General features: G+C 52.2%; 18 protein-coding genes and 1 tRNA gene. 6 read left to right on the top strand and 13 right to left on the bottom strand.

The genetic code is table 11. The features are described 5' to 3' along the window. The first annotated feature begins 1 nt into the window (after nt 1). The 4 genes from nirB to HV832_RS15890 all read left to right on the top strand — a co-directional run bounded on the left by nirB (nt 2) and on the right by HV832_RS15890 (nt 6,969). Complete coding sequence (gene nirB, locus HV832_RS15905) at nt 2-2,569, top strand: nitrite reductase large subunit NirB (protein WP_176804847.1); 2,568 nt, start codon at nt 2-4, stop codon at nt 2,567-2,569. A gap of 62 nt (nt 2,570-2,631) precedes the next feature. Next, nucleotides 2,632-2,979, top strand: a complete 348-nt coding sequence (nirD, locus tag HV832_RS15900; RefSeq protein WP_176804844.1) for a nitrite reductase small subunit NirD — start codon at nt 2,632-2,634, stop codon at nt 2,977-2,979. Beyond that, on the top strand, nt 2,976-4,214 hold the full coding sequence (locus HV832_RS15895; protein WP_218132064.1) for an NAD(P)/FAD-dependent oxidoreductase: 1,239 nt from the start codon (nt 2,976-2,978) through the stop codon (nt 4,212-4,214). The genes nirD and HV832_RS15895 overlap by 4 nt, the downstream gene beginning before the upstream one ends. 13 nt (nt 4,215-4,227) lie before the next feature. Further along, entirely contained in the window at nt 4,228-6,969 is a 2,742-nt protein-coding gene (locus HV832_RS15890) for a nitrate reductase (protein ID WP_176804840.1), read from the top strand. Nucleotides 6,970-7,749: 780 nt separating this feature from the next. Here HV832_RS15890 and HV832_RS15885 read toward each other — a convergent pair. The 6 genes from HV832_RS15885 to HV832_RS15860 all read right to left on the bottom strand — a co-directional run bounded on the left by HV832_RS15885 (nt 7,750) and on the right by HV832_RS15860 (nt 12,715). Next, nucleotides 7,750-7,841, bottom strand: a tRNA-Ser gene (locus tag HV832_RS15885). 126 nt (nt 7,842-7,967) lie between these two features. Next, nucleotides 7,968-9,218 (bottom strand): aspartate kinase, encoded by a 1,251-nt coding sequence (locus HV832_RS15880; RefSeq protein WP_176804838.1) that lies wholly within the window; start codon nt 9,216-9,218, stop codon nt 7,968-7,970. Between the two features lie 44 nt (nt 9,219-9,262). Further along, nucleotides 9,263-9,562: a hypothetical protein gene (locus HV832_RS15875; RefSeq protein WP_176804836.1), complete on the bottom strand. Its 300-nt coding sequence runs from the start codon at nt 9,560-9,562 to the stop codon at nt 9,263-9,265. Nucleotides 9,563-9,701: 139 nt separating this feature from the next. Further along, nucleotides 9,702-10,268 (bottom strand): DUF1415 domain-containing protein, encoded by a 567-nt coding sequence (locus HV832_RS15870; RefSeq protein WP_176804834.1) that lies wholly within the window; start codon nt 10,266-10,268, stop codon nt 9,702-9,704. Nucleotides 10,269-10,411: 143 nt separating this feature from the next. Next, entirely contained in the window at nt 10,412-11,998 is a 1,587-nt protein-coding gene (gene aceB / locus HV832_RS15865) for a malate synthase A (RefSeq protein ID WP_176804833.1), read from the bottom strand. A 36-nt stretch (nt 11,999-12,034) separates the two neighbouring features. Continuing rightward, on the bottom strand, nt 12,035-12,715 hold the full coding sequence (locus HV832_RS15860) for a haloacid dehalogenase type II (protein ID WP_176804831.1): 681 nt from the start codon (nt 12,713-12,715) through the stop codon (nt 12,035-12,037). Nucleotides 12,716-12,891: 176 nt separating this feature from the next. Between HV832_RS15860 and HV832_RS15855 the strand changes: the two genes are divergently transcribed. Next, nucleotides 12,892-13,797: a LysR family transcriptional regulator gene (locus tag HV832_RS15855; RefSeq protein WP_176804829.1), complete on the top strand. Its 906-nt coding sequence runs from the start codon at nt 12,892-12,894 to the stop codon at nt 13,795-13,797. 127 nt (nt 13,798-13,924) lie between these two features. Here HV832_RS15855 and HV832_RS17535 read toward each other — a convergent pair whose 3' ends face one another. From HV832_RS17535 to HV832_RS15820, 7 genes are all read right to left on the bottom strand, one after another. Continuing rightward, complete coding sequence (locus tag HV832_RS17535) at nt 13,925-15,640, bottom strand: methyl-accepting chemotaxis protein (RefSeq protein ID WP_176804827.1); 1,716 nt, start codon at nt 15,638-15,640, stop codon at nt 13,925-13,927. 240 nt (nt 15,641-15,880) lie between these two features. Continuing rightward, nucleotides 15,881-16,084: a cold-shock protein gene (locus tag HV832_RS15845; RefSeq protein ID WP_162021796.1), complete on the bottom strand. Its 204-nt coding sequence runs from the start codon at nt 16,082-16,084 to the stop codon at nt 15,881-15,883. Nucleotides 16,085-16,387: 303 nt separating this feature from the next. After that, the gene (locus HV832_RS15840; protein WP_176804825.1) at nt 16,388-16,867 is read right to left on the bottom strand and encodes a thioesterase family protein; all 480 of its coding nucleotides are present in this window, start codon (nt 16,865-16,867) and stop codon (nt 16,388-16,390) included. 155 nt (nt 16,868-17,022) lie between these two features. Continuing rightward, complete coding sequence (locus HV832_RS15835; RefSeq protein WP_223827325.1) at nt 17,023-17,310, bottom strand: 2Fe-2S iron-sulfur cluster-binding protein; 288 nt, start codon at nt 17,308-17,310, stop codon at nt 17,023-17,025. A 140-nt stretch (nt 17,311-17,450) separates the two neighbouring features. Continuing rightward, nucleotides 17,451-17,747 (bottom strand): SCP2 sterol-binding domain-containing protein, encoded by a 297-nt coding sequence (locus HV832_RS15830; RefSeq protein WP_176804823.1) that lies wholly within the window; start codon nt 17,745-17,747, stop codon nt 17,451-17,453. A 92-nt stretch (nt 17,748-17,839) separates the two neighbouring features. After that, a complete protein-coding gene (locus HV832_RS15825) occupies nt 17,840-18,493 on the bottom strand; it encodes a class I SAM-dependent methyltransferase (RefSeq protein WP_176804822.1) in 654 nt (217 codons plus the stop codon). Between the two features lie 95 nt (nt 18,494-18,588). Beyond that, nucleotides 18,589-19,530 carry a CysB family HTH-type transcriptional regulator gene (locus tag HV832_RS15820; protein ID WP_176804821.1) on the bottom strand — a complete coding sequence of 314 codons (942 nt, stop codon included), beginning with the start codon at nt 19,528-19,530 and terminating at the stop codon, nt 18,589-18,591. A 94-nt stretch (nt 19,531-19,624) separates the two neighbouring features. Here HV832_RS15820 and HV832_RS15815 point away from each other — a divergent pair, with 94 nt between their 5' ends. Beyond that, nucleotides 19,625-21,907, top strand: coding sequence for a patatin-like phospholipase family protein (locus HV832_RS15815; protein WP_176804820.1), 2,283 nt, complete (start codon nt 19,625-19,627; stop codon nt 21,905-21,907). Nucleotides 21,908-21,909: the final 2 nt, after the last annotated feature.

Raw genomic sequence — 21,909 nt, 5'->3', positions numbered from 1 at the left:
CATGAAAATTATCGTTATCGGTCACGGCATGGTCGGCCATAAATTTCTGGAATGCCTGGCAGACAGCCCGGCAGACAATCTGGAAGTCACGGTCTTGTGCGAAGAACCGCGTCCGGCGTATGACCGCGTCCATCTGTCAGAATTTTTTTCCGGCAAATCGGCGCAGGACTTATCGCTGGTAGCGCCCGGCTTCTTTGAGCGCAGCCACTTCTGTCTTAAACTCAATGCCAAGGCGCAATCTGTTGATACCGCGGCCAAAACCGTCAGCTATCACCTCGACGGCACGACAGAAACACTGGCGTACGACAAGCTGGTGATCGCAACCGGTTCTTACCCGTTTGTGCCGACACTGGCCGGCAACCAGCGCAAAGATTGTTTCGTTTACCGGACAATTGAAGACCTGGAAGCCATGCAGGAATGCGGCAAGCGCTCCCGCAGTGGCGTGGTGATCGGCGGCGGTCTGCTTGGCCTGGAATGCGCCAAAGCGCTGCGTGACATGCAACTGGAAACCCACGTCGTTGAATTTGCCCCGCGTCTGATGGCAGTGCAGGTCGACGAGAGTGGAGGTCGCATTTTGCGCCAGAAAATCGAGGAACTCGGCGTCACCGCACATACGCAGAAAAACACACTGGAAATCGTCGATGGCAAGACCGGCACGCATCGCATGAATTTTGACGATGGCAGCCATCTTGACGCCGATATGATCGTGTTCTCAGCAGGGATACGGCCACGCGATGAGCTGGCGCGCGACAGCGGGCTCAAAGTCGGCGATCGCGGCGGCATCGTAATTGATAACCGCTGTCGCAGCTCCGATCCGGATGTCTACGCGATCGGCGAATGCGCGCTGTGGAATGGAAAAATCTACGGTCTGGTCGCGCCGGGCTATGACATGGCACGTACCGCAGCCCAGGATATCCTGGCGCAACGCGATACCGGCAACAGCATCGTGGTTTCCGAATTCACGGGTGCCGACATGAGCACCAAGCTCAAGTTGATGGGTGTGGACGTCGCCAGCATCGGCGATCCGCATGGCAAAGTTGCGGGCAGCCGCTCTTATCAGTTCACCGATGAGCGCAAACAAATCTATAAAAAAATCGTAGTCTCCGAATGCGGAAAATACCTGCTGGGCGGCGTGATGGTGGGCGACGCCAGCGAATACGGCACTCTGCTGCAGATGATGCTTAACCGTATCGAATTGCCGGAAGCGCCGGAATTCCTGATTCTGCCGCAGGCGGACGGCAAAGCGAAACCGGGTATCGGCGTGGATGCCCTGCCTGACACGGCGCAAATCTGCTCCTGCAACAATGTCTCCAAGGCGAAGCTGTGTGCTGCCGTCTGTGATGGCGCCACCGATATCGCGGCTCTGAAAAGCCGCACCAAGGCCGGCACCGCCTGCGGCGGCTGTGTACCGCTGGTAACGCAGATCATGAAAGCTGAAATGAAGAAACAGGGCATGGCCGTGAATAACCATGTCTGCGAGCATTTCGCCTATTCCCGGCAAGAGCTTTACCATCTGGTGCGGGTCGGTCAGATCAAAACCTTCGATGCCCTGCTGGCGCAACATGGTAAAGGTCTGGGTTGCGATGTCTGCAAACCGCTGGCTGCCAGTATTCTGGCGTCATGCTGGAATGAATTCATTCTCAAGAAAGAACACGCCAGCCTGCAGGACACCAACGACTATTACCTCGGCAATATTCAGAAAGACGGCACCTACTCGGTCGTGCCACGCATGCCAGGTGGCGAAGTCAGCGCCGAAGGTCTGATCGCCATTGGCCAGGTGGCGAAAAAATACGGCCTGTACACCAAGATTACCGGCGGCCAGCGGGTTGACCTGTTCGGTGCGCGGGTCGAGCAATTGCCACTGATCTGGGAGGAACTCATCGCCGCCGGTTTTGAATCCGGCCATGCTTACGGTAAATCGCTGCGCACCGTCAAATCCTGCGTCGGCTCGACCTGGTGTCGCTACGGGGTGGATGACAGCATGGGTCTCGCGATTGCCCTGGAAAACCGCTATAAAGGGCTGCGCTCCCCCCACAAAATCAAATTCGCAGTCTCTGGCTGCACCCGTGAATGTGCAGAAGCGCAGAGCAAGGATGTCGGTGTCATCGCGACTGAAAAAGGCTGGAACCTGTATGTCTGCGGTAATGGCGGTATGAAACCACGTCACGCCGAATTACTCGCAGCCGATCTGGACAAGGCAACACTGATCCGCTACATCGACCGTTTCCTGATGTTCTATGTCCGCACTGCCGACCGCCTGCAGCGTACCAGCGTCTGGCGCGACAATCTGGAAGGCGGACTCGATTACCTGAAGCAGGTGATCGTTGATGACAAGCTGGCATTGGGGGCAGAGCTGGAAACCGAAATGCAGCATGTGGTCGACACTTACGAATGTGAATGGAAAAAAGCCGTGAACGACAACGAAACACGTCAGCGCTTCCGCCACTTCATCAACAGCGATCAGGCCGACCAGAATATCGTATTCATGGAAGAACGCGGACAGATCCGGCCCGCCACCGTGCAGGAAAGAAAACGGATCGCGATTTCTGCCGTAGCAGCGGATGCCTGAACATGACGGCTACAACCCAGGCAATCAATGACTCAATACCTCCATCAAAACCGGAAAACATCATGCATAGCGATCGTCAACTGAACCAATGGATACCGGTCTGCAATTTGAGCGATATCCTGCCCAATACCGGTGTCTGCGCCCTCATCAACGGTGAACAGATTGCGATCTTTCACATCCATGACGGGGAAGACCGGGTATTTGCGATTCACAACTACGACCCGAATTCGGAAGCTGCGGTACTCGCACGCGGACTGGTTGGCAGTCTGGGAGAACGCATCGTGGTCGCCTCGCCGATTTACAAACATCATTTTGACTTGCAAACCGGCGAATGCTTAGAAGCGCCGGAACATTCGGTACATGCCTATCCGGTGCATATCAACAACCAACAGGTCTGGATCGGCATATGACAGCCATGCAAACCGGTAAAACAAAGCCCGCTCTGGTGGTGATCGGCAATGGCATGGCGGGCATGCGCACGGTCGAAGAACTGCACAAGCTGGCGCCCGACCTGTACGACATCACCGTTTTTGGCGCTGAACCGTATGGCAATTACAACCGAATCTTATTGTCGCCGCTACTGGCTGGCGATAAAAAAATGGACGATATCATGCTGCATACGCGCGAGTGGTACCGCCAGCACCAGATCACCCTGCACACCAGCGACCCCGTAGTGGCGATCGACCGCCGCCGGCGCACAGTACGCTCACGTGCCGGCATTGAAGTCACCTATGACCGCCTGCTGCTGGCGACCGGTTCGACGCCGTTTATCATTCCTGTACCCGGCCATCAGCTACCGGGAGTAATTGCCTTTCGCGATATTCAGGACGTCGAAACCATGCTGCAGACGGCGCGCAGCCACCGTCATGCAGTGGTGATCGGTGGCGGTCTGCTGGGCTTGGAAGCGGCAAACGGCCTGCTGCGTCAGGGAATGGAGGTCACCGTGGTACACGTCTGCGGCAGTCTGATGGAAAGGCAACTGGATACCGCCGCCGCACAGCTGCTGAAAAAAGCGCTGGAACAAAAAGGTATGCGCTTTCTGCTCGATACCAATACCAGCGAAATCGTCGGCAGCGAACGTGTCACCGCGGTGCGTTTTCAGGATGGCAGTGAAATTCCGGCTGATCTGGTCGTCATGACGGCAGGCGTACGTCCGAATATCGCCCTGGCAAAACAAGCCGGCTTGCATTGCGAACGGGCGATCGTGGTCGACGATACGCTGCAAACCTATGATCCGCGTATTTATGCAGTTGGGGAATGTGTACAGCACAGAATGGCGACCTTTGGTCTGGTCGCGCCGATCTGGGATCAGGCACGCGTTTGCGGCGCACATCTGGCCGGTGCCGGTCACCGCCGTTATGTGCAGCAGGCGACAGCGACCAAGCTCAAGGTTACTGGTGTTGATCTCTACTCAGCGGGGAATTTCATCGGCGGCGAAGGCAGCGAAGACCTGGTGATGCGCGATCCGCGGCGCGGCATTTATAAACGGCTGGTGCTGAAAGACAATCAGATCATCGGCGCCGTGTTGTATGGCGACGTGAAAGATGGTCCGTGGTATTTCGAACTGATACAGAATCAGACAGATATTTCGGCCCTGCGCAATCAACTATTGTTTGGGCAGGCGCTCTGCAGCGAAGCCGCCTGACCAGGAACCGAAGATGAACATTCCCATCATCCCAGAAACTGCCAGCAGCGTGCGCACCACCTGTCCTTATTGCGGTGTTGGCTGCGGCGTGCGAGCCACCGTGCATGCCGATGGCACGACAGAGATCAGCGGCGATACACAGCACCCGGCAAACGCCGGACGCCTGTGCGTCAAAGGCTCTGCGCTGGATGAAACCATCGGGCTGGATGGTCGCCTGCTGTATCCGCACATGCGGGATAGCTCCACTAGCAATCTGCAGCGCACCAGCTGGAATCAGGCACTCGATACGGTTGCACAAGGTTTCAGCGACATCATCAAACGCCACGGCCCCGATGCGGTCGCCTTTTATGTATCCGGTCAACTGCTGACAGAAGACTATTACATCGCCAACAAACTGATGAAAGGCTACATCGGCAGCGCGAACATCGATACCAATTCCCGGCTTTGCATGTCGTCTGCAGTCGCCGGACATAAACGCGCCTTTGGTGCGGATCTGATGCCGGTATGCTACGAAGACCTGGAGCTTGCCGATCTGGTGGTGCTGATCGGGTCCAACACCGCGTGGTGCCATCCTGTGCTATTCCAGCGCATCGCCAAAATCAGGGAAACCCGGCCTGCCATGAAGCTGGTGGTGATCGACCCGCGCCGCACGGCGACCTGCGAGCTGGCTGACCTGCATCTGCCGGTCAAGGCAGGCACCGATGTCTGGCTGTTTAACGGATTACTGCACTATCTGTCGCAACATGGCAAAACTGATGCAGCATTTGTCGCCGCACATACCAACGGGCTGGACGAGGCGCTGGCCGCTGCCGCCGCCAGCAGTGCCGATCCGCTCACGGTCGCAAAAATCTGTAAGGTCAATGTGCGTGACCTGCTGGCATTTTACGACTTGTTCGCCAGCACAGAAAAAGTCGTCAGCGCCTTTTCACAAGGCGTCAATCAATCGTCTGCCGGTACCGACAAGGTCAATAGCATCATCAACTGTCATCTTCTCAGCGGTCGTATTGGCCGCCCTGGTATGGGGCCGTTTTCCATCACCGGTCAGCCAAATGCGATGGGCGGCCGGGAAGTCGGAGGTCTTGCCAATATGCTGGCAGCACACATGGATCTCGATAATCCGGCACATCGCCAGACTGTGCAAACATTCTGGAATGCACCGCGTATCGCTGACAAGCCGGGGCTCAAAGCAGTTGACCTGTTCCAGGCGATCGAGCAAGGTAAAGTCAAAGCGGTCTGGATCATGGCCACCAATCCGGTAGTCAGTCTGCCGGATGCCGATCAGGTACAGCGTGCGCTCGCCCGATGCGAGCTGGTGGTGGTCTCCGACATCACTGAAAAAACAGACACCAACGACTACGCTCATGTGCTGCTACCGGCCCTCGGTTGGGGCGAGAAAGACGGCACGGTCACCAATTCTGAACGTCGTATCTCACGACAACGTCCTTTCCTCTCCCCGCCCGGAGAAGCGCGTGCCGACTGGCAGATTTTGTGCAGTGTTGCGCAACGCATGGGATTTGACGGTTTCCGTTATCAGAGCGTACACGAGATATTCGACGAACATGCCAGGCTGACTGCTCATGACAATGCAGCGGAAAACACCGGTAGGCAGCCGCGTCTGCTGAATCTGAGCGGGCTGTGCGGCATGAGCAAAACACAGTTCAATGCCATGCAACCTGTGCAGTGGCCAGTCATGCCCGCTGCGCATGACGAACCACAAGGCACGCAACGGCTGTTCACCGATCATCATTTTGTCCACCCCGACGGTAAGGCGCGCTTCATCCCGACAGCGCCGCGCACACCGAAAAACATGCCGGATCAGGACTATCCGCTGAGTCTCAATACCGGCCGGGTGCGCGATCAGTGGCACACCATGACCCGCAGCGGGAAATCGCCAAAACTGAACAACCACATCACCGAATCATTCATCGACATGCACCCGCAAGATGCGTTGCTGTGCGGTGTGCGCGAAGGCAGTCTGGCACGGGTTTCCTCACCGTGGGGAGCCATGGTCGCCAGAGTGCAACATGGCGGCGGCATCCCGCGCGGCAGCATCTTTGTACCGATTCACTGGAACAATCAATCCGCATCGGACGCCCGTATCGGCGCCGTCGTGAATCCGGTCGTCGATCCGATTTCCGGTGAGCCGGAATTCAAACATACCCCGGTGCGGGTGGAAGAATTTCCAGTTTCCTGGCACGGCTTCATCCTGAGCCGTCACGATCTTGCACTTGGTGAAATCGCACACTGGGGCCGGATTCAGGGACGTGCATTGACGCATTACGAAGTCGCTGGCCGCAATCAGATCAGCCATCACGGTCAATGGGCACGCCAGTTATTCGGCATTCACGACCCCGACGCCGACTGGCTCGAATACGAAGACAAGACTGCCGCTATCTACCGCGCCGTCCACATACGCGACGACCGCATCGAAAGCTGCCTGTTTCTCTCCCCCCGCCCTGATCTGCCCTCGCGCACCTGGCTCGCCAGCCTGTTTGCCAAAGACATGCTGGAAGAAGCCGACCGCGTCGGCCTGCTGATCGGCCAGCCAATAGAAAAAGGCATCGACACCGGCTCCACGATCTGCTCCTGCTTCGGCGTTGGCCGTAACACCATCTGCGACACTATCCGTCAGCAAAACATCACCTCTGTCGCCCAGGTCACAAGCTGCCTGAAAGCTGGTGGAAATTGCGGCTCATGTGTACCTGAAATTAAAAAACTGCTGGAACTGACGATGGCAGCAACAGAGGAGAATTGATTTCAACTACGTATCGTTTTTCAGATTCGAGTTAAGAAATTTTTTGGAAAATGACATGATTCCTGCATTTGCACTCATTTGAATTCTTCCACTTCACTACCAACATTGCCTGATCAGGAAAAAGTATCTGATTTCGTCTCGACACAGGTATCGAGGCTCTCCCAAATCAATAATCAAACCAGAAAATTTTGGTCTGATAACGTAGATAAAATACTTGCTTTAATTCCTGACCTGAAAATCTCTTACTCCCCATAAGGAGCATGCTGAGACCTCCAATCAATGCTGGAAGTGCGACAAAGACAAAAACTAAAGGTAATCCCAAGCCGAGCGATAACATGCAACCCCGGCCATTGAACCTATCACCGTGTTTACCATATTCACACTGGTACCGGACGACTACAGCGCGCTAAATGCCGCCATCTGCAGCGGCCACGTATTTGCCATTAATACGCAAAATGCGCGTCAGATTTCAAGCAAAGAAGTCGCGGAGCAATCGACAAGCAAAACGCACTGCTTGCCTTTGCGATACTACAAAGGCTGAGTTGCCGTGCATCGCTGCGATTTATAGGAAAAAGCAAGTGGCAACGGAAGAGTCACGGACACGCATTCCACATGCGATCCATCAAAACAGCCGACATGACCAACAGGCTATCGCATTTAATCAAAAAAAGGGGGGGTCTGGCGTCCATTTCAAGTAAACTGAAGCCAACACAAAATGGGATACCGACCGATCTAGAAAAAGAAAAAGCCCTTGATTTTCAAGGGCTTTTTCAGTATTACTGGCGGAGACGGTGAGATTCGAACTCACGATCCAGGTTACCCCAGATGCTTCCTTAGCAGGGAAGTGCCTTCGGCCACTCGGCCACGTCTCCACACTATGAAGGCTGGATTTTGCAATCCAGCCCCAATCGAGACCAAGATCATATCTGCTCAACTGCTTTTGGTCAACTATTGCAACAGGCAAAAGCGGTATTTTTTCCAGCAGAGGCAGGCAGCGATCAGGCGGATTCGAGACCGAACGCCTTATGCAAAGCGCGTACGGCCAGTTCCATGTATTTTTCGTCGATCAGGACGGAAATCTTGATTTCCGAGGTGGAGATCATCTGGATATTGATGCCCTCTTCCGACAAAGTACGGAACATTTGAGAGGCAATGCCGACATGACTGCGCATGCCGACGCCAACGACAGAAACCTTGGAGACTTTGGAGTCCCCCTGAATGCTGGCAGCGCCGATGTGGGCTTTGACGCTGCCTTCGAGCACTTCCATGGCTTTCTGATATTCCACACGCGGTACGGTGAAGGTGAAGTCGGTCCTGCCTTCGACGGACTGATTCTGGATGATCATATCGACTTCGATATTGGCGTCAGCGACCGGGCCGAGAATCTGATAGGCCACGCCTGGCTTGTCCGGCACGCCCAGGACAGTGATTTTTGCTTCATCACGGTTAAACGCGATGCCTGTGATGGTAGCTTGTTCCATATTGGTATCTTCCTCAAACGAAATCAGGGTGCCGGAGTTCGCTTCTTCTTCCAGCGGCATTAACGGGTCGGTCAGGGATGACAGAACGCGGGTTGGCATACGGTAGTTGCCGGCAAATTCGACGGAGCGGATTTGCAGCACTTTGGAGCCGAGCGATGCCATTTCCAGCATTTCTTCAAATGTCACCGTATTGAGGCGACGGGCATCAGATACCACGCGCGGATCAGTGGTGTAGACGCCGTCAACGTCGGTGTAGATCAGGCATTCCTGCGCTTTCAGCGCAGCAGCAACTGCCACGGCGGAGGTATCGGAACCACCGCGTCCCAGTGTAGTGATGTCACCCTTATCATCCACGCCCTGAAAACCAGTGATGATGACGATTTTGCCGGCGTCGAGGTCGGCTTTGACCTTGGCGTCATCAATCGATGCAATACGAGCCTTGGTATAGGCAGAATCCGTTTTGATCGCTACCTGCCAGCCGGCATAGGAAACCGCCTGTTTGCCGATCGCCTGCAATGCCATGGATAGCAGGCCGACCGACACCTGTTCGCCGGTGGAGGCAATCATGTCGAGTTCACGTGGATCGGGTTGCGCCATAATTTCTTTGGCGAGGCCGATAAGACGATTTGTTTCGCCAGACATGGCCGATGGCACCACGACTATCTGGTGACCGGCATCATGCCATTTGGCGACGCGCTTGGCGACATTCTTGATACGCTCGGTCGAGCCCATCGAAGTTCCGCCGTATTTGTGGACGATTAAAGCCATAGATATTAAGAAGCTAAGGGTGAAAAATGAAGTAAATTAACCCCTTACTCTACATGTTGCTCCGCAAAATAACAAGGCGCGAATCCCTCAACGGGCAGAAGAATTCGTGGAGAACTGAAGATTCCAGGCAAATTTTCTACAGTTTCAGAGAAAAAATCATCAAAAAACTGATGAATCTTCTGTTTATCAGACAGAACGGTGGTGCTGACTATGCGGTGCCGGGTGCCGGCATATTGCCTGATAATAGGGAGTATGTGTAAATATTCGCGGGTTCCCAGCGAAAAATAAGGGGAATCAAAAATACTCCCTCCCAGTATGTTTTCAGAAATACCTCCTGAAAACATTTCATGGCTTTCTCGCGCAGCAACAAAGCTTCATTACTTTTTCAGCTATTAATATAAATAAAATATAAATAATTAATGTTAAATGTTGCATTCATTCTTGTCAGCCCAGGCAAAAATCGCGGACAAGCGTTTGTCAGGATCACTTCGACCGATCGGGAAACAGGCGATGCCAGCCTTCGATGCCCAGTTGCTCCATCGTCTCAATATTTTTCTCGAAAATGGCTTCAGCTTCCGGAAACGCTTCTACCGCCCGGCTAATGCTATCTTCTCGCAATAAATGCAGCGTCGGAAACGGAGATCGGTTGGTGTAATTGCTCATGTCGTCCGGACTGCTATCTGCAAACTGATAGTCGGGATGAAAATTGGCAATCTGCAAAATACCGTCCAGATCCAGCTCTTCCAGCAGGCCATCAGCGACGTCGAGGAAATCATTGAAATCCAGAAAGTCATTCAGGACAAACGGGTGGATCAGCAGCGTGGTATCGATTTTTTCAGGATTGGCTTCGGCCAGGGTTTCCAGCTCCTGTTGCAGATCGTGTAGCAACGCCTGCGGTGTTTCTGCGGCAGAGACAACGTAGCGAATCTGCTTTTTAACCTGCACCGCTTTGGCAAATGGGCAAAGATTTAGACCGATCACGGCTTTTTCCAGCCAGTCTTCGGTCTGTGCAATGATTTCCTGCTGTGACAGGGTATGGGCTTGCGGCATGCTGAGAACTCCTTAAAGAAGCATCAAGAATACCATGCTGCCCACACGGCAGCCGGGATGCATTCCCTCAAACGACAAAAAAACAGCCCGTTGAACGGGCTGTTTTAGGCGACTGAAACTGGCGGTCAAACTACCTGCGCCAATCAGATTTCTTCATACAAAGGCAGGGTCAGAAATTCTGCAAAATTTTCAGAAGTCGACATCTCTTCAAAAATCTGCGCTGCACGGTCGTAAGTCGCGCCGTTGCCAGCCACTTCCTTCACCTTGACCAATTCTTCAGGAATCATTGCGCGCACCATATCGGCAGTGACTTTGCGGCCATCTTCCAGATTGCCTTTGGAAGAACGAATCCACTGCCAGACCTGGGAACGGCTGATTTCTGCGGTTGCCGCATCTTCCATCAAATTGTGGATAGGAACGCAGCCATTGCCTGCCAGCCACGCGCCGAGGTAATGAATACCGACGTTGATGTTATAACGCAGACCGGCTTCTGTAATCGGTGTTTCAGGCTGGAAGTTCAGCAAATCCTTGGCGGAAACTTCCACATCAGGACGCTGCTTGCTGATCTGATTCGGCGCATCGCCCAGCACTCTCCTGAATTCAGTCATGGCCAGATCAACCAGGCCCGGATGTGCTACCCAGCCGCCATCGTAGCCGTCTGTGGCATCGCGCGCCTTGTCGTTACGAACGCCGCCCATGGCGATGTCATTTTTCTCAGGATCGTTTTTGATCGGGATCAGCGCCGCCATACCGCCAATCGCCGGTGCATTACGCTTGTGGCAGGTTTTCAACAGCAACAAAGCATACGAGCGCATGAACGGCGCCGTCATCGTGACCTTGGCACGGTCTGCCAAACAAAAGTCTTTATTATTCTTGAATTTTTTGATGCAGGAGAAAATGTAATCCCAGCGTCCCGCATTCAAACCCGAGCTGTGTTCGCGCAGTTCATACAGGATTTCATCCATCTCAAATGCAGCAACGATGGTTTCAATCAGCACTGTCGCCTTGATCGTGCCTTGCGGAATACCGATTTCATTCTGTGCCATAACAAAAATGTCGTTCCACAGACGCGCCTCCAGATGCGACTCCATCTTTGGCAGGTAGAAATAAGGGCCGGCACCGCGTGCCAGCTGCTCTTTGGCGTTATGGAACAGGAACAGTGCAAAATCAAAAATACCGCCGGAAATACGCTTACCATCGACCAGCACATGCTTTTCATCCAGATGCCAGCCGCGTGGACGGACAACCAGCGTCGCCACTTTGTCATTCAGTTTGTAAGACTTGCCGTTCTGTTCCAGGCTGATGGTGCGGCGAACAGCGTCGCGCATATTGATCTGACCGGTAAGCTGATTGTCCCAGTTAGGCGTATTGGAATCTTCAAAGTCGGTCATGTAGCTGTCTGCACCGGAATTCAAAGCATTAATCACCATCTTGCGCTCGACAGGCCCCGTGATTTCGACGCGGCGGCATTCCAGTGCCTGAGGGATCGGGGCGATTTTCCAGTCACCTTCACGGATATGGCGGGTTTCCGGCAGAAAATCAGGCAATTCGCCTGCATCCAGACGGGCTGCGCGCGCAACGCGGGCTGCCAGCAATTCCTGGCGGCGCGGTTCAAATGCGCGGCTCAGTTTCGCGACCAGCGCCAGTGCTTCCGGCGTCAGGATTTGTTCGAAACCCGGTTTGATTTCACCCGTAATCTGCATACCTGCAGGTAAGCTCAATTCTGTCATGCTGCTCTCCTCAATCAATAAAATGGAATACCAATTTCAATAACGGTTCTTTTCAACAAAATCGATCACATCCTGCAGAGTGCGGCCAGTTCCATGCGGCGCGACACCCAACTCTTCCAGCGGCGCCTGCTGACGATTAACCCAGAAGGTGGTGTAACCAAACCAGGTCGCACAACACACATCCCACGCATTGCTGGAAACGAACAAAATCTGCTTGGCCGGTACGCCGAAGGTATCCGGACCGAGCTGATAAGCTTCCGGTGCGGTTTTATATTTGCGGACACTGTCCACCGACAGCAGGTGGCTGAATAATCCCTGCATACCTGCAGCCTCGACTGCAGACTGCAGCATATGGCTGGTTCCATTCGATAAGATGGACAGCTTCAGCCCTTGCGCATGCAAATCGCGTAATACAGCCAGATTTTCCGGAAATGCCTTCAGGCGGGCATATTCTCCCATGAGTGCATTCTGCGCTTCCAGACTCAGCTCCAGCCCCAGTTTTTTGCAGCTGAAAACCAGCGCATCCTGCGTCACTTCCCAGAAAGGCTTGTACATACTGCACATCGTGCGTAACTGGGTATATTCAATTTGCTTGCTGCGCCATAATTGCGCCAGCGCTTCGCCTCGGCCGGGAAATAATTTATCGCCCAGCACATTGACCGAATAAACGTCAAACAGCGTGCCATACGCATCGAATGCAATTGCCTGAATAGACATCGTGCCAACCCCTTTACCATGCCAAAGTGATGCTCACTCACATGCAGCACAGTATATGCAATAAAAATCAACATAAATATACATATAACTCACTTTATCTTTTACTTTAAGTTAAAAATAAAGGCACAATGCTAAATGTACACTGTCGCCAATATTCTGATAACAGGATGCGTAATATGGATCAGTTCAAACAGATCAGCACTTTTACCGAAGTTGCCACAAGGGGCAGCCTGTCAGCAGCGGCGCGTGCTGAGGGCGTGGCTCCCGCCATGATCAGCCGGCGGCTGGACGCGCTGGAAGAACGGCTGGGAGTAAAACTTGTGCAGCGCACGACCCGTAAGATTGCACTCACCAACGAAGGCGCCTCTTTTCTGGAGGATTGCCAGCGCATCCTGGCTGATCTTGAGGAAGCAGAGTCTTCGGTGTCCGAGCGCAGTGCGCATGCCAGTGGTGCGCTGACGATTTCAGCACCAGCCGGTTTTGGCAGGCAACATGTGGCTCCGTTGATTCCCTCATTTCTGGCAGATCATCAGGATCTGAAACTGACCCTGAGTCTGAACGACCGTGTGGTGGATCTGATTGGCGAAGGGATTGACGTTGCGATCCGTATTGCTTCGCTGACTGACTCTAACCTGATCGGCGTGAAGCTCGCCGATAACAAGCGCGTCGTCGTCGCCTCGCCCACTTATCTGAAACGCCATGGCACACCGCGCAGCATTGATGAGCTCAGCCACCATAATTGCCTCGCCTTCAGTTCCGACGGCAGCCAGCGCGGCTGGACATTCCGACAACATGGGAAAAATGTCACTATCAAGGCTGAAGGCAATATGGTCTGTAACGACGGCGAAGTACTGCATGACTGGGCGCTGGCAGGAAAAGGGCTGGCATGGCGCTCAATATGGGAGGTTGGCGCAGAAATTGAATCCGGAAAACTGGTCACGGTACTGGACGAGTACACCGCTCCGGGAAATGACATTTACGCGATTTTTGCGCAGCGCCGGCATTTACCGCTACGGATACGCGCCTTTGTCGATTTTTTGCGACAAGCCTACAATAAACCGGATTACTGGAAAAAATCCTGATCATCATGCTCAGGTGGCTGTTCAGGAATGGCGGTATTTTCCACTGAAAAAAAACGGATGAATCAATCACCCGTTTTTTGATACGAATACGTACTGCACGAAACACAAGTGCAAACAAACAGGGAAATCAGAATTCCTCCCAATCACCTTCCGCTGAAGCTTTGGCCGCTTTCGCCGATGCATTGCCGGCCGTGATCAGAGGCTTCGCCGCCTTCACCACTGGCTGACTGGATTTTGCAACAGGTCGCACTACCGGAGCCGGACTGGCAGCAACAGACGGACGCTGATAACCGGAAGCCTCTGCCTGCAATTTGAAAATACCAACCGCCTGATTCAGATTTTCAGCCTGCTCACGCATACTGCCAGCCGCCGCAGCAGCCTCTTCCACCAACGCTGCATTTTGCTGTGTAGCTTCATCCATTTTGGTGATCGCCTGATTCACCTGATTGATGCCATCACTTTGCTCGGCACTGGCGGCAGTAATTTCTGCCATGATGTCAGCTACGCTCTTGATCGATACCACGATTTCATCCATGGTTTTGCCTGCGTTATCCACCAGTTGCGAACCTTCTTCAATCTTATCGACCGAATTACTGATCAGCTCTTTGATTTCTTTTGCTGCATTGGCAGAACGCTGCGCCAGATTCCGCACCTCACTGGCCACCACCGCAAAACCGCGTCCCTGCTCGCCTGCTCTGGCCGCCTCAACAGCTGCATTCAGCGCCAGAATATTGGTCTGAAACGCGATGCCATCAATCACGCCGATAATGTCAAAAATTTTCTTCGAGCTGTCTTTGATGGAAGACATGGTATGCACCACATCCCCCACCACCTTGCCACCCTTGGTTGCTACTTCCGAAGCAGTCAGTGCCAGCGTATTGGCCTGACGCGCGTTGTCGGCATTCTGCTGCACAGTGGAAGTCAGTTCCTCCATCGAGGAAGCGGTTTCTTCCAGACTGGCTGCCTGCTGTTCGGTACGAGAAGACAGATCCATATTACCCGTGGCTATTTCCTCGGCGGAGATCGCAATGGAACTGCTTCCCTGCCGCACCATCGTCACGGTCTGGACCAGGCTTTGACGCATATTCTCCAACCCGGCAACCAGCTCGCCCATTTCATCTTTCGATGCCGGTTTCAATTGCTGTGTCAGATCGCCATTGCCAATTGCACCGAACTGACGTAACGCCTGGTGTAAAGGCTGAGAAATTGCACGCAGCAAAAAATAGGCAGAGACAAAAACGGCAATCAGACCGCCACAAACGCCGAGCATATCCACCCAGATGAAGGTGGTGAACTCCGCCTCACTCTTCTTCAGTGCGTCAGCTGAAGACTGGAATTGGTATTCGCTGAGTTTGCTGATCTGGTCGGCGTAGACACTGAACAATTTAGGAGCAATCGTCATATTGATGCGGTCTGCTTCATCTTTGTTACCGCTTTTAATCGCAGCCGTCATCGGGATGAATGCTTCTTTCACAAATTTTTCCCGGGTCACTGCTGTCTCTGCAGAAATTTTCTTTTCATTCACACTCTGCGGCAACGTTAAATAACGCTTCCATTTTTCCTCTGATTTATCGAGGAAAATTTCCGCACGCTTGATCGTTTCAGCGGTATCGGGATATTCAGGATGCGCGATCCCTCTGTCGATAGCTGTCCTTGCACGCAACAGATAGATTTGCGACTGCCCTAATGCTTCAACGGATGGCATCTCGTTAGATGCAATTTCCTGGATCACGTTATTACTGTTGTGAACGCCATAAACACCCATCAATCCACCAATGACGAGCATCACCGCCATGAAACCCATGGTGCCAATCAAACGCAATCTGATCGTTAAATTAAACATTGCTTTATCTCCGGTGGCTGTATGTATTTATCTCAGCAAGGATACAAAAGTTTGATTAAAAAATATTGATTACCAACAAGAAATTTATCTTTAAACAGATAAGGCAGTATAAAGATTTTTTTATCCAGAATAATCACATGCATTAAATTTAACAGTTAAAAAAAATAAACAGGCAAAAAAAAACCCCGACAAGTCGGGGTTTTTTAACGGGCTGAAAAACAGCCAGATCATCTGTAAAAATTACAGAGGCTGGATATTCGAAGCCTGTTTGCCTTTAGGGCCTGTCGTTACTTCGAAAGAAACGCGTTGGTTTTCTTTCAAAGATTTGAAGCCGGAAGACACAATAGCGGAAAAATGCGCGAACAAATCTTCACCGCCTTCATCAGGTGTAATGAAACCAAAACCTTTAGAATCATTGAACCATTTAACAATACCAGTTGCCATTACTATTTCCTATTTCAGTTAATGTGGGTGTTTACCCGATAAATCGTTTCAACCAAGTAAGAAATGACAGACTGATACTGCACTACCACTTTGAATCTCAACGACCACCTGATTATACGCACAATTTTTAAGGGAAAGTAAAATAAAAATGCAGTTCACGTCAATTAAGGTTGTTTTTACTTATTTTTTCATTTTATCCGGTACGATACCTGCTGGTTTGAGCCGTCGCGCAGGGGGGAACGCACATTAACGAAAAAAATTGTTTTTCCTTTATTACATAAACACTCCTGATGCTTTCTTCAATTAATTTCTTTCATGCAACATAAATGCAGCAGCACCGGTTGCCACTAATTCATTTTGTTCATTCCGCAGCGTCATCAGCACATTAGCTACCCGCTTTCCCAGGCGAGTCACTTCTGCATTGGCAGTAAACGACTGCCCTTTTCCCGGCTTCAGATAATCAATCCGCAAATCAATCGTGCTCATCAGACCAAATTCCCTGAGCTGGGAAAACACATCCTCCTTCGGTTGCTGTTGCGCCAGTTTCAACAAAATCGCCACGCCAGCCACGCTATCCAGCACAGAGGCAATCACACCGCCATGCAGCATCCCCTGCGCAAAATTACCCAGCAACTCAGGTTTCATCGTCAGTGTCAGCGCCGGAGAATCAGGTTCGAGGCTGTGCACTTTCATGCCGAGCAAACGGCAAAAAGGAATCTGTTCTTCAATAATCTGTGTCAGCAGTTTCTGAAACTCCGGATCATCAAATATTTTGTTTTTCATGTATCAACCTGTCGTCTGTGATTCTGTTGGCTTTATTAATTTTTGTTAGCAAGCCTTTGATTGTATAAGGATCGATGCATCGGGCTAATCCACCTTAAGAATTTTTATTTTTTATCACCGTGCGATCACAGGTGTGCCGCAAAACAGAACACAGTTTAACTTTCAGGCCAAACCATGACTGCTGCGGGGACGCTGATCACAACATTACCATCAGCCTCTGCAACACAAGGCAATATCCAGCCATCTGTTTTTTCTTCAGCACTGAGTCCGGGCCACTCAATGCGGTAATGTACCTGACCGGCCTGTAAGCGGCATAAACATGTCCGGCAAGTGCCGTTGCGACAGGAATTCGGCAGGCGAAATCCTGCCAGCAAAGCAGCTTCCAGCAAGCTATCGCCATCTTGTATTTCGCATTGCCAGTCCTGCGGAAGAATCGTCAACATCCCCATCCTTTGATTTGCTCCTTACTGCTGTCATCTGTATCAGCGATCCCAAGAAAAAAGCTGCGGCACAAAAATGCGCTGCAGCTTTTTACGATACCGAAAACACGTCAATGACGGTATGCCGGCCAATAAAATCAGGCTCAGACGACGGTCTGCAGGCGCATTGCGACGCCCATGTCACCAGCCACTTTCAGTTTGCCCATCATGAAACCATTCATCGGATTTAACTGACCAGTTAGCAGCGCGCCCAGATTTTCCAGAGAAATCGTGATGGTGCATGCCGCATCCTGGTTATCATTCGAGACGGAATTCGGTGCAGTCAATGCATCCACAAAAACCACACCATCGCTACCGCAATCGAATTTCAATGTGGAATTCAATCCGCTGTCATTCCCAACCTTGGTACGAATTGCTTCTGTGCATGCCTGCAAATCCATGTCTGCTCCTTTGAGTGAACTTTGAGTGAAAAATGAACTGCAATGTAGCACGCCTCAGAATCGAGGAACAATACTAGAGCAAATGGCTGTTCTCATTTCAGAACACAACTCAGCAACCAGTAATATTGATTCCTGAAAATACGGATATCCCTGACCAACCCTCCGAGTTTTTTACGTAAGGCACTGTCGCTCGGAAAATTTTTGACTATTTCGACGCGGCTGCCATCTTCCTGCGTCCTCAGTTGGTAGGTATTGCCTTCGACGTCGGTCCGCGCCACTGGCAGACTACTCCCTTCAACATCGTTATTATCGATCATTATCAGCAGGCTTCCTGCTCCTGCAGCACGACTGAATCCCTGCAACAGCTCCGTCTGCTGCTCACGCTTCGTATGGGACCAGAGAAATCCGGCAAAACATGCGGAATACTGGCACGGTTGCGCTGACGGCAGATGATGAATATCCGCTACCGAAAAACTGACTTTTCCTGGCGGGTATGGCTTTTTTTGCGCCAGATCGAGCATGTTCTGATTGATGTCCGTGGCATGAACGCTGGCTGCTTGCGCAGCATATTTTTCGGTCCAGAATCCGGTTCCGCAGGCCAGTTCCAGCACCTGCTGATTTCTGAGCAAAGCATTGACCCGCTCAGCGATTTCCTGCAAATCCTGTTGCCGTTCGGGGAGAGTGTAAATCTGCTCAAGTTTTTCAGCGCGCTGAGCATAATAGTCACGCATAGTCTGTTCATTCATAACGGAATTTGTTTTTGTGTTCTGTGTTCTGCACACGCTTTTACCGCGAAGGGGAGCGGCCGACTGCGTACCCTATTTCGATTGGTGGCGATTTTTTATAAATCGTAATTATCTTTATTTCCCTGCAACACGTTGTCCACCATTTTTCTTGTCAGGGTCGGATTCAGCAGCTCAATGAAAGTGTAAATATAACTGCGCAGATATGCGCCCTGCTTGATGGCGACACGTGAGACATTCATGCCGAACAAATGCCCGACTGGTATCGCGCGCAGATTTTTGTCGCGCTCCGGATCGAATGCCATGCCGGCGATGATGCCGATTCCCATTCCCAGCTCAACATAGGTTTTAATCACGTCGGCATCAATCGCTTCAAGCAAAATGTCCGGCTTCAGATCCCGTAATTGAAAGGCATGATCGATCTTGCTGCGTCCGGCAAAGGCGGAATCATAAGTCACCAGTGGATAATGTACGATCTCTTCCAGCGTGACATTTTTCAGCTTCAATAAAGGATGTTCCGGCGGCACGATCAGTATATGTTCCCATTGGTAGCAAGGCAGGGAGATCAGACCATCAAAACCGGAAATCGACTCTGTAGCGATCACCAGGTCTGCCTGATCCCGCATGACCATTTCAGCAATCTGCTTTGGGCTGCCTTGTAACAGGGAAAGACGGACTTTCGGATATTTCTGCATAAAGGCCTGCACCACCTTCGGCAGAGCATAGCGCGCCTGTGTATGCGTGGTGGCAATCGTAAAGCTGCCGCTGTCCTGCGCAGCATATTCTTTGCCGATCCGTTTTAAACCGTCAATTTCCTGCATAATCAGCTCGACCGACTTCAGCACCGCCCGCCCCGGCTCCGTCAGTCCGCGGATACGTTTGCCGTGGCGGGTGAAGATATCCACGCCCAGCTCCTCTTCCAGCTCGATAATGGCCTTTGATACACCTGGTTGCGAAGTAAACAACGCCTTTGCAGCCTCAGTCAGATTAAAATTCTGCCTGACTGCTTCGCGTACAAAACGTAATTGATGTAAGTTCATAGAAAGTCACGAATCGTTAGCTTATGCTTTTTATCCTGAATAAAGCATGATTAATATACTTCCGGCAGTATATAGAGACCCAGACAAGAATTCCATGCTCAATCGATTTCTCCCATACCGCATACTGCTGCTCCAGACTCTGCTGGCGGTGATCCTGCCGTGTTTTTTCCTGGCGGATGTCTCCGCGGAGAGCATGACCGTGCAGCACCTGCAGACCCGTCCCCAGAAAATATGCCTGGTGTTATCCGGAGGCGGAGCACGGGGATTCGCCCATATCGGGGTACTGAAACAGCTGGAAGCTATGCATATCCCGATCGACTGCATTGCAGGCACCAGCATGGGAGCCGTCGTCGGCGGCTTATATGCCGCAGGACTGCCTGCGTCAGAAATCGAAAAACGCCTCGAAAAACTCAAGCTCAACGATATCGCACTCGATCGTGTAGACCGGCGTATGCTACCGCAATCGATACGGGAAGAAGATGAATCCTATCCACTCGGGGCGACACTGGGCCTCAGTTCCAATGGTGTCAAATTACCTGCGGGAGTCACCCAGGCAAGCCAGTTTCAGGAGCTGATCCAGAACTGGACCTCGCATCTGCCGCCGGAAATTGACTTTGACCGGTTGCCGATTCCTTTCCGCGCCGTCGCGACTGATCTGGAAACCGGCAAGATGGTGGTGTTTAATAAGGGTTCACTACACAAAGCAATCAGGGCCAGCATGGCCGCACCCGGCGTCTTTGCGCCGATAGAAATTGACGGCCATCTGTTGTCCGACGGCGGCCTGGTCAGAAACTTACCGGTCGATATTGCCCGCGACATGGGAGCTGACATCATCATCGCGGTCAATATCGGGACTCCATTGTTGCCCCGGAATCAGTTACAGACGCTGTTCAGCGTCAGCCAGCAAATGGTGAATATCCTGACGGAGCAAAACGTGCAGGCGCAAAAAAGCTTGCTGCGGAAACAGGATATCCTGATTGAACCGCCACTGGGCGACATCGGTTTCATGGATTTTGACCGCGCCAAAGAAGCAACTCAAATCGGAGAAAAATCAACGCAAGGCTTGGCGGATCAACTGGTAGCACTGAGCCTGTCGGAACATCTGCACATGGCGACACAGCAAATGCGTCTGAATCCTCAGTTGCCGCCGCTGCGCATCGCCTTTGTTGATATTGATACCGACGGGGCGATCCCGGCACACGATATACGCCGCCAGCTATCGATCAAAATCGGCTCCATGTATGACGCGGAAGAAATCAACCGCAAACTGGCAATCCTGAACAATGCCAGAGAATTTGACAGCATCAGCCACGAACTGGTGCAGCGGGATGATGAATACGGCATACGCATCAAAGCAACGGGAAGAAACTGGGGACCACATTTCCTGCGTTTCGGCCTGAGTCTGTCGAGCGGTTTTGACGGTGCCGGCGGTTATCGCCTGCAAGTCGGCCATCGTCGCCCCTGGCTGACCGAAGGCGGGCTGGAATGGCGTAACGATGTCGAGTTTGGCAATATCATCAAACTGCATACCGAATTGCGTCAGCCTTTATTTGAACGGGAAGGCACCTATGTCTCACCCTACCTCGAATTCAATGAAAACAGCCTGAACTATTACAAGGACGATATCCGGCTGGCAGAATATACGCTTCGTTCAGAAAAAGCCGGTGTCGATGTCGCCTATAAAATCGGAGAACAGAGTGTGCTGGGAGAAGCGCGGGTTGGGGTGCATTTCAATCACTACAGCGTGCGTCCGAAACTGGGTGGGCTGCTGATCAGCAATCCGGACGGCAGTCTGTCGAACGGCACGCTTCCCAGCGCCGACTTACAACAGTTCGGCATCAAAACCGGACTGGTGATCGATCAACTCAGCGACCCCAGCTTTCCACGTGATGGCTACAAATTCGACAGCAGTCTGTTCCTCGGCCTTGATAAATCACGCAACAGCTATCAGGAATTCAGCGTCAACAGCATCTGGGCAAAAAGTGTCGGTAATCACAGCGTGAATCTGAAATTCAGCGGTGCCGGACTGTTCCAGAAAGACACGGAAATCCGTGGGCTGGGTTCTACGCTTGGCGGCTTCCAGAAACTCTCGGCCTACCAGCCGGATCAGTTCAGCGGCAACTATATGCTGTATGGCAGCGCGACCTATCTGCTGCGAGCGGTGAATTTTGAAATGGCGGGGCAAAGCCTGTTTCTGGGCTCCTCGCTGGAAGCGGGGAATACGTGGAACAGCGGTAAGGATATTTCTGCCACCTCTTTACGCAAAAGCATGAGCCTGTTCGCCGGATTTAACAGCTTCATCGGGCCGATCTATCTCGGCTTTGCATTTGGGCAGCATGGCGCCAGAAATATTTTCTTCCAGCTTGGCAGGCAATAAAA

The organism is Cognatundibacterium oligocarboniphilum (genome assembly GCF_013377855.1).
In the GTDB taxonomy this organism is placed as follows: Bacteria; Pseudomonadota; Gammaproteobacteria; order Burkholderiales; family Burkholderiaceae_D; genus Undibacterium; species Undibacterium oligocarboniphilum.
This window is presented reverse-complemented; position numbering and strand designations above follow the sequence as displayed.

Excerpts from the sequence above, each read along its gene's own strand:
- nirB (WP_176804847.1), top strand. The coding sequence starts at position 2 with ATGAAAATTATCGTTATCGGTCACGGCATGGTCGGCCATAAATTTCTG.
- nirD (WP_176804844.1), top strand. The coding sequence starts at position 2,632 with ATGCATAGCGATCGTCAACTGAACCAATGGATACCGGTCTGCAATTTG.
- HV832_RS15895 (WP_218132064.1), top strand. The coding sequence starts at position 2,976 with ATGACAGCCATGCAAACCGGTAAAACAAAGCCCGCTCTGGTGGTGATC.
- HV832_RS15890 (WP_176804840.1), top strand. The coding sequence starts at position 4,228 with ATGAACATTCCCATCATCCCAGAAACTGCCAGCAGCGTGCGCACCACC.
- HV832_RS15880 (WP_176804838.1), bottom strand. The coding sequence starts at position 9,218 with ATGGCTTTAATCGTCCACAAATACGGCGGAACTTCGATGGGCTCGACC.
- HV832_RS15875 (WP_176804836.1), bottom strand. The coding sequence starts at position 9,562 with ATGTTTTCAGGAGGTATTTCTGAAAACATACTGGGAGGGAGTATTTTT.
- HV832_RS15870 (WP_176804834.1), bottom strand. The coding sequence starts at position 10,268 with ATGCCGCAAGCCCATACCCTGTCACAGCAGGAAATCATTGCACAGACC.
- aceB (WP_176804833.1), bottom strand. The coding sequence starts at position 11,998 with ATGACAGAATTGAGCTTACCTGCAGGTATGCAGATTACGGGTGAAATC.
- HV832_RS15860 (WP_176804831.1), bottom strand. The coding sequence starts at position 12,715 with ATGTCTATTCAGGCAATTGCATTCGATGCGTATGGCACGCTGTTTGAC.
- HV832_RS15855 (WP_176804829.1), top strand. The coding sequence starts at position 12,892 with ATGGATCAGTTCAAACAGATCAGCACTTTTACCGAAGTTGCCACAAGG.
- HV832_RS17535 (WP_176804827.1), bottom strand. The coding sequence starts at position 15,640 with ATGTTTAATTTAACGATCAGATTGCGTTTGATTGGCACCATGGGTTTC.
- HV832_RS15845 (WP_162021796.1), bottom strand. The coding sequence starts at position 16,084 with ATGGCAACTGGTATTGTTAAATGGTTCAATGATTCTAAAGGTTTTGGT.
- HV832_RS15840 (WP_176804825.1), bottom strand. The coding sequence starts at position 16,867 with ATGAAAAACAAAATATTTGATGATCCGGAGTTTCAGAAACTGCTGACA.
- HV832_RS15835 (WP_223827325.1), bottom strand. The coding sequence starts at position 17,310 with ATGTTGACGATTCTTCCGCAGGACTGGCAATGCGAAATACAAGATGGC.
- HV832_RS15830 (WP_176804823.1), bottom strand. The coding sequence starts at position 17,747 with ATGGATTTGCAGGCATGCACAGAAGCAATTCGTACCAAGGTTGGGAAT.
- HV832_RS15825 (WP_176804822.1), bottom strand. The coding sequence starts at position 18,493 with ATGAATGAACAGACTATGCGTGACTATTATGCTCAGCGCGCTGAAAAA.
- HV832_RS15820 (WP_176804821.1), bottom strand. The coding sequence starts at position 19,530 with ATGAACTTACATCAATTACGTTTTGTACGCGAAGCAGTCAGGCAGAAT.
- HV832_RS15815 (WP_176804820.1), top strand. The coding sequence starts at position 19,625 with ATGCTCAATCGATTTCTCCCATACCGCATACTGCTGCTCCAGACTCTG.